We start from the raw sequence: 12,326 nt of genomic DNA, 5'->3' as shown, positions 1-12,326 counted from the left end.
CATATGCAAGGGAGGCTTCATGTTCCGCGCGGATCTGTTCAAGGGCAAACGCATCCTCGTCACCGGCGGCGGCACCGGGCTGGGCAAGGCCATGGCCGGGCGGCTGATGGAACTGGGGGCGGAACTGCATATCTGCGGCCGGCGCGAGGGGGTGCTGAAGGATACCGCCGCCGAGCTGGCCGGCAGGACCGGCGGCCGCATCTTCACATGGCCCTGCGATATCCGCGTCGCCGCGGCCGTGGACGAGATGATCGGCCGCATCTGGCAGGACCACGGGCCGCTGGACAGCCTGGTCAACAACGCGGCCGGCAATTTCATTGCGAAAACCGAGGACCTCAGTCCCCGCGGCTTCGATGCCATTGCCAACATCGTGCTGCATGGCAGCTTCTATGTCACCCAGGCCACCGGCAAACGCTGGATTGCCGCAGGCCGCGGCGGCAGCGTCGTTTCCATCGTCACCACCTGGGTCTGGACCGGTTCGGCCTTCGTCATTCCCTCGGCGATGTCCAAGGCGGGCATCGCGGCCATGACCCAGTCGCTGGCCGTCGAATGGGGTCCGAAGGGCATCCGGCTGAATGCCATCGCGCCCGGCCCCTTTCCTACCGAGGGCATGACCAAGCGGCTGGCACCGACCGAGGAACTCGAGCGCCGGATGATCGGGGCGATCCCGATGCGGCGGGTCGGCAACCTGGAGGAACTGGCCAACCTGGCCGCTTTCCTGCTGGCCGACGACGTCGGCTATATCACCGGCGAAGTGATCGCCATCGATGGCGGCCAGTGGCTGAACGGCGCCGGCGGTTTCGGCGCCCTGACCGAGCTGTCCGATGCCGACTGGCAGCAGATCCGCACCGCGATCGAGGCCACCAATGCGAAGGACCGCGCACAACGCACGGTATAGAGACGTCGATCTGGTTTGTTTGCATGTAAAATCATTAATGATTTCAACGAAATAAACTTTACCAAAGACTTCGCTTTGACGTTGCGTCAGCGCAGAATGGGCCCGTCGTCCAGACCGCTTGCAACGAGGCAGGAGCATCATGAGCAGCGAAACAGCGACCGGCAGCGGCAATCCCGGCCAGCAGCAGCCGGTGCCCGGCGCGACCCCGACCCGCATGGAGCATGATTCGCTCGGCGAGATGGAAATCCCCGCCGCCAGCTATTACGGCATCCAGACCCAGCGGGCGATCGACAACTTTCATATCTCCGGCGTCGGCATCAACCACTATCCCAACCTGATCCGTGCCTTCGGCATGGTGAAAAAGGCCTGCGCCGCCGCAAACAAGAAGCTGGGCTACCTGTCACCCGAAAAATACAAGGCCATCGCCCAGGCCTGCGACGAACTGGCCGCCGGTCAGCTGCATGAATGGTTTTCCATCGACGTGTTTCAGGGCGGCGCCGGCACCTCCACCAACATGAATGCCAACGAGGTGATCGCCAACCGGGCGCTGGAACTGCTGGGATTCCACAAGGGCGAATACCAGCATCTGCACCCGAATGACGACGTCAACCTGTCGCAGTCGACCAACGACGTGTATCCCACCGCCGTGCGCCTCGCCGTCCTGCTGAGCCACGCCGAACTGATGACGGCGCTGGATGACCTGTCCTACGAATTCCGCCAGCGCGGCGTCGAATTCGCCGACATCATCAAGCTGGGGCGCACCCAGCTGCAGGATGCGGTGCCGATGACCCTGGGCCAGGAATTCGAGGCCTTTGCCATCAACATCAAGGAGGACGTCGCCCGCGGCGACGAAATCGTCAAGCTGTTCCGCGAGATCAACCTGGGCGGAACGGCGGTCGGCACCGGCATCAACACCGAACCGGAATATTCCAACCTCGCCATCGGCGAACTGACCCGCATCTGCGGCATCGAGATGAGCCGCGCCAGCAACCTGATCGAGGCCAGCTGGGACATGGGGGCCTTCGTTCTGTATTCCGGCATGCTGAAGCGCATCGCGGTGAAGCTCAGCAAGATCGCCAACGACCTGCGGCTGCTGTCGTCGGGGCCGCGTGGCGGTCTCGCCGAGATTTCGCTGCCGCCGATGCAGCCCGGCTCGTCGATCATGCCGGGCAAGGTCAATCCGGTGATCCCGGAAGTGGTCAACCAGGTCTGCTTCCAGGTGATCGGCAACGACGTGGCGGTGACCATGGCGGCTGAAGCCGGCCAGCTGCAGCTGAACGTGATGGAGCCGGTCATCGTCTATAACGTGCTCGATTCGATGCATATGCTGGTGCGGGCGGCCCGCACCTTCGCCGAGAAATGCGTGGCCGGCATCCAGGCCAATCCGGAGAATGCCCGTCGCCATGTCGAGGCCAGCGTCGGCATCGTCACCGCGCTGAACCCCTATATCGGCTACGAGAAGGCGGCCGCCCTGGCCAAGGAAGCCCTGAAGACCGGGCGCACGGTGCGCGAACTGGTGGTCGAGAAAGGCTGGCTGACCGAGGCCCAGCTCGACGACATCCTCGATGTCGCCAAACTGACGGCGCCGCGCCGCCGCGGCCGCAAGATCGTGCCAGGCAACGCATGATTGGCAACGCCTGACCGGCAACGGTCAGCCGAACCGCGCCTCTGCCGTCATCGCCAGCGCATTGCCGGCATCGGCGATCCACAGCGACAGACGATCGTCGCTTTCCGCCCTCGCCCGCAGGCGGAAGGGCTGTCCGTCCAGCACGGGCCGGCGGCCGCGGAAGGAAAATGCCGACAATGCCTGTCCCGGCCGCAACCCGCAGGCAAAATCGCAGAGCAGAGTCGCCAGCAGCGGCCCGTGCACGACCAGGCCGCCATACCCCTCGACGTCGCGGGCATAGTCGCGGTCGTAATGGATGCGGTGGCCGTTGAAGGTGAGCGCCGAATAGCGGAACAGCAGCACCGGGTCGGCCGTGAAGCCGTCTTCCCATTCATGGTCGGCCGGTGCCGGTTCCGGGGTCGGCAGCGCTGCGCTGCCGCGGCCCGCCTTCTCCTCGCGGTAGACGATGTCGTGCCGGTCGGTGATCGCGAGGACGCCGGCATGATCGGAAATCTCGTGCCGCACGGTCACGAAGACCAGCCGGCCGCTGCGGCCCGCCTTCTCCGCGATGGCCTCGATCACCGACAGTCGACGGGCGGGCTGGCCCAGCACCAGCGGCCGGTGCAGGTCGATGCGGCTGCCGGCCCACATGCGCCGCGTGGCACTGCCGCCCCAATAAGCACCGATATCGGGCAGGAAGCCGCCCAGCGCCGGATGCCCGTCACGGCCGAGCCGGCCGCGCGGCACGACCTCCTGGAAATGCAGCCAGTGCCGCAGCGGCGGCAGCATCGCTCCGCCGGCAATCGCGTCCGCCGGCTGGTCGAGCGCGGCCGCCAGCGCCGCGCTGCGGTCCGCCAAAACGAGATCGGCGGCTTCCTGCGAGCCGCCGACCCAGTTCCTGAGGTCCGGTTTCCCGGTCATCGCCGCTCCGTCAGCTGCGCGCCTTGCCGACCGCCTCGCGCAGCAGCAGGTAGACCTTGCCGATATCCGCCGTGACGAAGGCGGAGGTCAGCAGCTCCTCGTGCTCGACGCCCTTGGCACCGGCCAGCACGCGCTCGAACTCGGCGATGTAGCGGTCGGTGAAGTCGCGGAACTCGGCATTGTCCTGGTACTTGCCGCGGATCTTGTCGAGGTCGCGCTGGTCGATCAGCTTGCGGGTGAACAGGCCGCGTTCGCCCTTGTAATAGCGCCGCCACAGGTCTTCCGACAGGTCGCGGTTCAGCAGGCGGGTGATGTCGATGGCCATCGAGTTGAGATGGCCGGTGATGAAGGCGGCGGTCTTGAGGAACTGCTCGCCGCGCAGCGCCTGGGTCGCCTTGCGCAGGGACTCGGCCTCGACGCTGGCGGTGCGCGCCGCTTCGGCCAGCGCCTTCGAATCCGCCTTCAGGCTGGCTTCGGCATTGGCCGCCTCGCTGGCGGCGCGGGCCGCGGCCGAGGACAGTTCCTGCGCACGGCGGGCCAGCACCTCGGCGGTTTCCGCGGCACGCGCCGTGGCGCGGTCGGTGACGGCGCCGAACTCGTTGCCGGTGCGGGTCAGCCGCTCGCCGATCTCGGTGACCTTCTCGCCCAGCCGCGATGCGCGGGTATCGACCTCGTCGGCCTGGCGGCGGAAGCCGTCCGACATGCGGTCGGTCTGCTTCATCGCATCCTCGACGATGTTGGCCAGCTCGCGGGTGCGGTTGCGCAGCAGCTCGCTGGCATCGTCGATGCGGCCCGAGGCATTGCCGACGGCCAGGTTGATCTCGCGGGCACGGGCATCGAAGGCGGTGCCGACCTGGTCGACGCGGTTGACCGCCTCGTCGGAGACGCGGGCCACTTCCTGCGCCTGGCGGCGGAAGCTGTCGCCGATATTGGCGGTCTTGAGGATCGCCGCATCGGAGGCTTCGGCCAGTTCCTGCACGCGGCCGCGGAAATTCTCGCGGATATTCTCGGCCTGGCGGCTCAGTTCGCCGGCCAGGTCGCTCAGCGCCCCGGCCTGCTCGTGGATGGTGCTGCGCAGTTCCAGCGTGCGGTCGACCACGCTGCCGGCGGCGGCGCTGAGCTGCGCCGAACGCTCCTGCGCGGTGTCGCCCGCGGTGACGATGCTGGCCGTCGCCTTCTCGGCGACATCGTTCAGTGCGGTGGCCTCGGCCTGCGCCTTCTCGCTCATGCCGACCAGCGCCACGGTCTGTGCCTGCGCCTTCTCGGCCAGCCGCGCCATCGCCTCGGCAACGCCGGCGGCCAGGTCCTGCAGGTCCTTGGCGCGGGCCTGTGCCGCGCTGCCGGCCAGCTGGGCCTCCATTGCCGCACGTTCGGACGCCGCGCCGAGCGCATGGGCCTGGGTCTGTGCGGTTTCGCTGACCTGGTGCAGACGCTGGGCGGCACGCTCGGCCGCGGCCTGCAGCTGCACGGCATCCTGGCCGGCGCTCTCGCCGGCGGCGCGCAGCCGCTGGGCGGTGCGGGCGGCGGCCTGGTCGAGACCGTCGACCTGGTCGCGCATGCGTTCGCCGGATTCGCCGATCTGTTTCGACAGGCTGCCGACGGTGACCTCCATCTGCATCGTGTGATCGCGCAGCAGGCCGCCGGCCTGCGCCACCTGGTCCTGGGTGCGCTGGGTGGCCTGGGCCAGCAGGTCGTTGGCCTGCGCCATCGTCTCCTGTACCTGCGCCGCCATGGCCATCGCGTCGCGGCCCGCCTGGCCGAGGCCTTCGATCCGCTGCTTCACGATCTCGTCGGCCTGGGACAGCTTGTCCAGCGCACGGCCGGCCGTCTCATCAAGGCTTTCGGCGCGCTGCTTCAGGTCGTCGCCGGCCCGCGTGCCGCGTTCGGCGATCTGCTGCAGCGACGACATCATGTTGCCGGCCTCGCGGCGCAGGGCATCGCCGGCCTGCGCCAGCCGCTGGTCGGCCAGTTCGGCGGCATGGCCAAGCTGGTCGGTCTGGTGGCGCACCAGATCCCCGGTCAGCTTCAGGCGCTGCTCGGCCTGGGTGGCGGCCTCGGCAAAGGCTTCCGCCTGACGGCTGGCGCCGGCACCGGCCTGCTCCAGCGCGCCGGTGCGCATGCGCATGTCATCGGCAGAGAGCCGCAGCCGCTCGCTGACCCGGGCACCCTGCTCGTCCAGCGCGCCGACCTCGGACCGCACGGTCTCGCCGATATCGCGGATGCGGCCGATGGTGCTGCTGGTCGCCTGCTCGATCTCGCGGACACGTTCGCGCAGCACGGTGCCGGCGGCCTCGGCGCTGCCGATCACCTTTTCGCTGGCCGCCGTAAACAGCTGGGTCTCGCGGCCGAAGCTTTCGCCGGCGGCCTGGGCGCGGGCCACGGTCACCTCGGCTGCCGAGGTGATCGCCTGCGCCGATTCCGCGAAGCTGACGCCGATGCGGCCGGCCTCGCCACTGGCACGGCTGACCGCCTGTTCCAGGGTGACGATCTTCTGTTCCAGCTCGCCGGCGATCTGCTGCGCGACTTCCGCCGCGCGCTGCACCGCCTGGTCCATCAGCTCGCCATGGCGGCGCGACAATTCCTCGACGCGCTCGTTCTGGAACTGGATCGCCGAGGTGATGCGGGAAATCTCGGAGGCCTTGGTCTGGAAGATGCCGCGGGCGGTTTCCACCTCGCGCACGATCACGTCGGCGGCCTGCAGCAGCACCTGGGCCTGGGTCGAGACGGTATGCCCGAGCCCGCTGACCTTGGCATTCATTTCGGTGCCGACCTTCTCGGCAGCCTGCAGCAGCACGGCGCTCTGTTCCTCGAACTGGCCCGCCAGCCCCTTCACGGTGGCATCGAGGTCGCGGTTGACCTGCTCGGCGGCGGCCACCAGCACGCGCGACGACTGGCCCAGCGTGCCGGCCAGCTCGCGGGTCTGCGTCGAAATCTGTTCGCCGGCGCCCGAGGCGGCAGCCAGCAGGGCCTGCTGCTGGCCCGACATGGTCTCACCCAGGGCCGCCATCTGCTCGGTGGCCGACTGTGCAGCCTCTTCCATCTCCCGCGCCTGGCGGCGCAGGGCGCCCGACAGGGCCGAGACACGGCGTTCGGCTTCCGGCGTCGGGTAGCTGAGATCGAGCAGCACCTGGTGCAGGGCGGCGGCCTGGCGGCGGACGGCGGCGCCGCGCCACATGTTCAGCAGCAGCAGCCACAGGAAGGCCAGCGGCGCGGCCGCACCGGCCAGGAAGGCACCGAATTCATGAGGCAGCATGTGCCAGAGATTGGTCCAGCCGATGGCGGTCTGGACATAGAGGGCGCAGATGCCGAGCCAGAGCAGCGACAGGGCGGCGCCGATGCCGACCAGCAGATAGCGGCGGCGCTCCAGGGCCGGCAGGCCGATCAGGGCGGCCGCCTCGGCTTCGGCCTGCGCATGGGCAGACTCGCTGGCCGGCTTGCCGGCATTGGCCGCCATATCGGCGCGCGGATGTTTGATCAGCATCGCAACCTCCCCCGCCGGACCGGACCCAGTGCCGGTACCGCTCGGATCGCGTAAGGCCCGCATTGAACCACCAAATTCACCAGACACAAAGGGCGGCCGGCGGACCGTCCGGTCCCGCGCCGCAGCCCGCGGCGGGCCGGCGCGACCACCCGGACCTGACAGCTACAGGGGAATGGTTAACGCCCGATTGCGGTGTGTGTATCCGAATTCATGCCCGGAGAAGTTATCCCCGTTATCCACAGCAAAAAATCCGCGGCAGGCCGGCCGCGCGCGACACGGCATAAAACCGGGGGGTTCACGCTGCGGCCGACTCGTCAACCACTTTTTTTACAGCTGTGCGGCATACATCGTATTGACGCTCCCTTAACCGTCGATACCATATGTTGTGTTCGTTGACCTGTTTCGTTTGACGTTGCGCCGCTTCCCAAGTCTGATTTTTCGCGGTTTTCCGGGAAGTGAATAGGCGGGGTGTGCAGCGCCGGGCGGGTTTTGACGGCGAAGTCATTGGTTTCATAGAGCGGCCGGTATCTGCGACCACAAAATGTGGTGCCGGACCGCGATAACGAGGGGAAGCAAATCGTGCTGAACACTCTGCAGACCGAGCGCGGCATCCGCATCGATGTCGACCGCAGCCGCGACCGCCTGATCACCGATTTCGGCAAGGCCACGCTGGACGACCGCTACCTGCTGCCCGGCGAATCCTACCAGGACCTGTTCGCCCGCGTCGCCAGCCACTATGCCGACGACACCGCCCATGCCCAGCGCATGTACAGCTATATCAGCAAGCTGTGGTTCATGCCGGCCACCCCGGTGCTGTCCAACGGCGGCACCAGCCGCGGCCTGCCGATCAGCTGCTTCCTGAACGAGGCCAATGACAGCCTGGATGGCATCGTCGGCCTGTGGAACGAGAATGTCTGGCTGGCGGCCCGCGGCGGCGGCATCGGCAGCTACTGGGGCAACCTGCGCTCGATCGGCGAGAAGGTCGGTCAGAACGGCAAGACCTCGGGCATCATTCCCTTCATCCGCGTGATGGACAGCCTGACCCTGGCGATCTCGCAGGGCTCGCTGCGCCGCGGCTCGGCCGCCTGCTACCTGCCGATCGACCATCCGGAAATCGAGGAATTCATCGAGATCCGCCGGCCGACCGGCGGCGACCCGAACCGCAAGGCGCTGAACCTGCATAACGGCATCCTGATTTCGGACGCCTTCATGCGCGCCGTCGAGGCCGACGAGATGTGGGCGCTGGTCAGCCCCCATGACGGCACCGTGCAGCGTACCGTTTCGGCCCGCGCGCTGTGGATCCGCATCCTGACCGCCCGCATCGAGACCGGCGAGCCTTACATCGTCTATATCGACCATGTGAACCGCGCCCTGCCCGAGCACCACAAGCTGGCCGGGCTCAGCGTCAAGACCTCGAACCTGTGCAGCGAGATCACCCTGCCGACCGGTATCGACCAGCACGGCAATGCCCGCACCGCGGTCTGCTGCCTGTCGTCGCTGAACCTCGAATACTTCCACGAATGGAAGGAGCATCCGCTGTTCGTCGAGGACTGCCTGCGCTTCCTCGACAACGTGCTGCAGGACTTCATCGACAAGGCGCCCGACAGCATGGCCAAGGCGCGCTATGCCGCCGAGCGCGAGCGTTCGGTGGGCCTGGGCGTGATGGGCTTCCACTCCTTCCTGCAGGCCAATGGCGTGCCGTGGGAAAGCGTGATGGCGAAGGTGTGGAACCGCACCATCTTCAAGCATGTCAAGGATGCCGCCGATGCCGCCTCGCGCAAGCTGGCGGAAGAGCGCGGTCCCTGCCCCGATGCCGCCGAATACGGCATCATGGAGCGCTTCTCGCACAAGATGGCGATCGCGCCGACCGCGTCGATCTCGATCATTGCCGGCGGCGCCAGCCCGGGCATCGAGCCGAACGTGGCCAATGCCTTCACCCACAAGACGCTGTCGGGCAGCTTCTCGGTGCGCAACCGCTATCTTGAGAAGACGCTGGAACAGTATGGCAAGAACGACGACGAGACCTGGTCGTCGATCACCACCAGCGGCGGCTCGGTCCAGCATCTCGACTTCCTGTCGGATGACGAGAAGGCCGTGTTCAAGACCGCCTTCGAGATCGACCAGCGCTGGCTGATCGACCTGGCGGCCGACCGCACGCCGTTCATCTGCCAGGCCCAGAGCCTGAACGTCTTCCTGCCGGCCAACGTGCACAAGCGCGATCTGCACCAGATCCACATGATGGCGTGGAAGAAGGGCGTGAAGAGCCTGTATTACTGCCGCTCGATGTCGATCCAGCGGGCCGAGACGGTGTCGGGCAAGTCTGCCGCCGACGCGGCCACCAATGTCGTGTCGATCCCGTTCAACGGCCGCGTCAATGACGGCGAGCGGCCGCAGGGCCCGGCGGAGGTTGAACTGCCGCTCGCGGCCGCCCCCGCCGGCGCCATGACCGGCGGCCCGCGCGAGACGGTCGATTATGACGAATGCCTTGCCTGCCAGTAACCAGCAGCCGTAACCGTGCGTATCGACGGCCCGGGCGCAAGCCCGGGCCGTTTTGTTTTGCCGCGATAGTTCCGCCGCTTTCCTGCCGGGCTCAGCTGCGCGGGCGGCTCTGCCAGACTTCCAGCACGGCGACCGCCACCACCAGGATGCCGATGGCCAGATGTGCCAGCCTGGCCGGATCATAGAGCGCGAAGCCGAGCAGCCAGGGCGACAGGATCAGCCAGACGCCAAGTCCGGCGCTGATATAGGCCTCCCAGTCGTCCAGCAGGGTCAGCGACAGCGCCGACAGGGCGAAAACCAGGAAGCCGATGATGACGGCATTCATGGTGGCGCCCTCCAGCGGGGCATAGCCGAACAGCCAGGGCGACGCGACCATCAGGGCGCCCAGGATCATGTTGACCCAGTCCTGCCAGTGCCGGGCGGGTTCGTGATGATGGGTGATATGGGCCATGACACACCTCCATCCGGGCCACGGCCTGCCTCGGCCTTGCCCGGTCCTGTGCGGTGCATCGGACCTGCTTCCTCCGTTTCCGGGTCTGTCTGGCCCGGCTCCCCCCGTGCAGCGATGCACGGCGTATCTTTTATATGGGGTCTGTATACGGCTTTTTCCAGTGGCCGCAGGTGCCCCGGATGGCCGCTGGCGGCCATCCGGGGGGGGCTGACACCGCATCAGGCGGCGAGGTCGAACCGGTCTGCGTTCATGACCTTCGTCCAGGCGGCCACGAAGTCCTTCACGAACTTCTCCCGGTTGTCGTCCTGGGCATAGACCTCGGCATAGGCGCGCAGGATCGAGTTCGATCCGAACACGAGGTCCATGCGCGTCGCCGTCCACCTGGCCTTGCCGGACTTCCTGTCGCGGATTTCATAGACGCCGCCGGTGGTCGGGTGCCAGCTGTTGCCCATGTCGCACAGGTTGACGAAGAAGTCGGTGGTCAGCGCCCCGACCCTGTCGGTCAGAACGCCGTGCCTGGTGCCGCCATGGTTGGTGCCCATCACCCGCATGCCGCCGACGAGGACGGTCATTTCCGGTGCCGTCAGGCCCATCAGCTGGGTGCGGTCGAGCATCAGCTCTTCCGGCTTCACGGCGTAATCCTTCTGCAGGTAATTGCGGTAGCCGTCATGGATCGGCTCCATCACGCCGAAGGAGTCGCCGTCGGTCTGGGCGTCGGTGGCATCGCCGCGGCCCGGCGCGAAGGGCACCTTGACATCGAAGCCCGCGGCCTTGGCCGCCTGTTCGACGCCGACATTGCCGGCCAGGACGATGATGTCCGCGATGCTGGCGCCGACGTCTTTGGCGATCGGCTCCAGCACGCCCAGAACCTTCGCCAGGCGTTTCGGCTCGTTGCCGTCCCAGTCCTTCTGCGGGGCCAGGCGGATGCGCGCGCCATTGGCGCCGCCCCGCATGTCGGAGCCGCGGAAGGTGCGCGCGCTGTCCCAGGCGGTGGCGACCATGTCGCCGATGCTGAGGCCGCTGGCGGCGATCTTCGCCTTCGCGGCTGCGACGTCATATCTGGCGTTGCCGGCCGGAACCGGATCCTGCCAGATCAGGTCTTCCTTCGGCACGTCGGGGCCGACATAGCGGGCCTTCGGACCCATGTCGCGATGGGTCAGCTTGAACCAGGCGCGCGCGAAGGTGTCCTTGAAATACTCGGGATCGGCCATGAACTTCCGGCAGATCTTGTTGTAGACCGGGTCCACCTTCATGGCCATGTCGGCATCGGTCATGATCGGGTTGTGGCGGATCGAGGGGTCGCTGGCATCCACCGGCTTGTCCTCTTCCCGGATGTTGACCGGCTCCCACTGCCGGGCGCCGGCAGGACTGGTGCGGATTTCCCACTCGTAGCCGAACAGCAGGTCGAAATAGCCCATGTCGAACTGCGTCGGATGGGTCGTCCAGGCGCCCTCGATGCCGGAGGTCACCGCGTTGGCCGCCTTACCGCCCATTTTCGGATTGGCCCAGCCGAAACCCTGCTGGTCGACATCGGCAGCTTCCGGATCCGGACCCAGCAGCTTGGCATCGCCGTTGCCGTGGGTCTTGCCGACCGTGTGCCCGCCGGCGGTCAGCGCCACGGTTTCCTCGTCGTCCATCGCCATGCGCGCAAAGGTCACGCGAACGGCCTCCGCCGTCTTGCGCGGATCCGGCTTGCCGTTGACGCCTTCCGGGTTGACGTAGATCAGGCCCATCTGCACGGCGGCCAGCGGATTCTCGAGCGAGGATTCGTCGTTGCCGTCCGCGTAGCGGTCCTTGCCGAGCCATTCCTTTTCGGCACCCCAGTAGATGTCCTTTTCCGGATGCCAGATATCCTCGCGGCCGAAGCCGAAGCCGAAGGTCTTCAGCCCCATGGTTTCATAGGCGACGGTGCCGGCCAGGACGAGCAGGTCGGCCCAGCTGACGCGGTTGCCGTATTTCTTCTTCAGCGGCCACAGCAGGCGGCGCGCCTTGTCCAGGCTGACATTGTCCGGCCAGGAATTCAGCGGCGCGAAACGCTGGTTGCCGGTGCCGCCGCCGCCGCGGCCGTCGGCCAGCCGGTAGGAACCGGCGGCGTGCCAGGACATGCGGATCATCAGGCCGCCGTAATGGCCCCAGTCGGCCGGCCACCAGTCCTGGCTGTCGGTCATCAGGGCCTTCATGTCTTTCTTGAGGGCAGCGAAGTCGAGCTTCTTGACCTCTTCGCGGTAATCGAAATCCGGCCCCATCGGGTCGGTCTTGGTGTCGTGCTGGTGCAGGATGTCGAGATTGAGGGCCTGCGGCCACCACTCCGTCACCGAGCTGCTGGTCGCCGTGTTGCCGCCATGCATGACGGGGCATTTGCCGGATGCTGGTGCTGCCTTGCTGTTCATCGGGTCCTCCGCGGGTAGCTGAAACGGCCGGTTTGAATTGGTGGGCCGGGGGCCTGCGAGACGGGGCCTGCGCGGAACCG

General features: G+C 67.1%; 7 protein-coding genes. 3 read left to right on the top strand and 4 right to left on the bottom strand.

The genetic code is table 11. The features are described 5' to 3' along the window. Positions 1 to 19: 19 nt before the first annotated feature. Together ACEQZY_RS04670 and ACEQZY_RS04665 are read left to right on the top strand one after the other, a co-directional pair. A complete protein-coding gene (locus ACEQZY_RS04670; RefSeq protein ID WP_341702421.1) occupies positions 20 to 898 on the top strand; it encodes an SDR family oxidoreductase in 879 nt (292 codons plus the stop codon). A gap of 214 nt (positions 899 to 1,112) precedes the next feature. Continuing rightward, positions 1,113 to 2,525 (top strand): aspartate ammonia-lyase, encoded by a 1,413-nt coding sequence (locus ACEQZY_RS04665; RefSeq protein WP_370153123.1) that lies wholly within the window; start codon positions 1,113 to 1,115, stop codon positions 2,523 to 2,525. Between the two features lie 24 nt (positions 2,526 to 2,549). Here the strand turns inward: ACEQZY_RS04665 and ACEQZY_RS04660 are convergent, their stop codons facing one another. Continuing rightward, positions 2,550 to 3,425 (bottom strand): acyl-CoA dehydrogenase, encoded by an 876-nt coding sequence (locus tag ACEQZY_RS04660; RefSeq protein ID WP_370152670.1) that lies wholly within the window; start codon positions 3,423 to 3,425, stop codon positions 2,550 to 2,552. A gap of 10 nt (positions 3,426 to 3,435) precedes the next feature. Then, positions 3,436 to 6,906 carry a hypothetical protein gene (locus ACEQZY_RS04655; protein ID WP_370152668.1) on the bottom strand — a complete coding sequence of 1,157 codons (3,471 nt, stop codon included), beginning with the start codon at positions 6,904 to 6,906 and terminating at the stop codon, positions 3,436 to 3,438. Between the two features lie 576 nt (positions 6,907 to 7,482). Here ACEQZY_RS04655 and ACEQZY_RS04650 point away from each other — a divergent pair. Then, entirely contained in the window at positions 7,483 to 9,405 is a 1,923-nt protein-coding gene (locus tag ACEQZY_RS04650) for a ribonucleoside-diphosphate reductase subunit alpha (RefSeq protein ID WP_370153121.1), read from the top strand. Between the two features lie 91 nt (positions 9,406 to 9,496). Here ACEQZY_RS04650 and ACEQZY_RS04645 read toward each other — a convergent pair whose 3' ends face one another. Together ACEQZY_RS04645 and katG are read right to left on the bottom strand one after the other, a co-directional pair. Then, positions 9,497 to 9,856 carry an SPW repeat protein gene (locus tag ACEQZY_RS04645; protein ID WP_341705364.1) on the bottom strand — a complete coding sequence of 120 codons (360 nt, stop codon included), beginning with the start codon at positions 9,854 to 9,856 and terminating at the stop codon, positions 9,497 to 9,499. A gap of 218 nt (positions 9,857 to 10,074) precedes the next feature. Next, positions 10,075 to 12,246 carry a catalase/peroxidase HPI gene (gene katG / locus ACEQZY_RS04640; RefSeq protein ID WP_341705365.1) on the bottom strand — a complete coding sequence of 724 codons (2,172 nt, stop codon included), beginning with the start codon at positions 12,244 to 12,246 and terminating at the stop codon, positions 10,075 to 10,077. Positions 12,247 to 12,326: the final 80 nt, after the last annotated feature.

Origin of the sequence: Ferrovibrio sp. (assembly GCF_964218355.1) — a bacterium.
Classification (GTDB): Bacteria; Pseudomonadota; Alphaproteobacteria; order Ferrovibrionales; family Ferrovibrionaceae; genus Ferrovibrio.
The sequence above is the reverse complement of the archived record's forward strand: the minus strand, read 5'-3'. Positions and strand labels throughout refer to the sequence as shown.

Excerpts from the sequence above, each read along its gene's own strand:
- ACEQZY_RS04665 (WP_370153123.1), top strand. The coding sequence starts at position 1,113 with ATGGAGCATGATTCGCTCGGCGAGATGGAAATCCCCGCCGCCAGCTAT.
- ACEQZY_RS04655 (WP_370152668.1), bottom strand. The coding sequence starts at position 6,906 with ATGCTGATCAAACATCCGCGCGCCGATATGGCGGCCAATGCCGGCAAG.
- katG (WP_341705365.1), bottom strand. The coding sequence starts at position 12,246 with ATGAACAGCAAGGCAGCACCAGCATCCGGCAAATGCCCCGTCATGCAT.
- ACEQZY_RS04670 (WP_341702421.1), top strand. The coding sequence starts at position 20 with ATGTTCCGCGCGGATCTGTTCAAGGGCAAACGCATCCTCGTCACCGGC.
- ACEQZY_RS04645 (WP_341705364.1), bottom strand. The coding sequence starts at position 9,856 with ATGGCCCATATCACCCATCATCACGAACCCGCCCGGCACTGGCAGGAC.
- ACEQZY_RS04660 (WP_370152670.1), bottom strand. The coding sequence starts at position 3,425 with ATGACCGGGAAACCGGACCTCAGGAACTGGGTCGGCGGCTCGCAGGAA.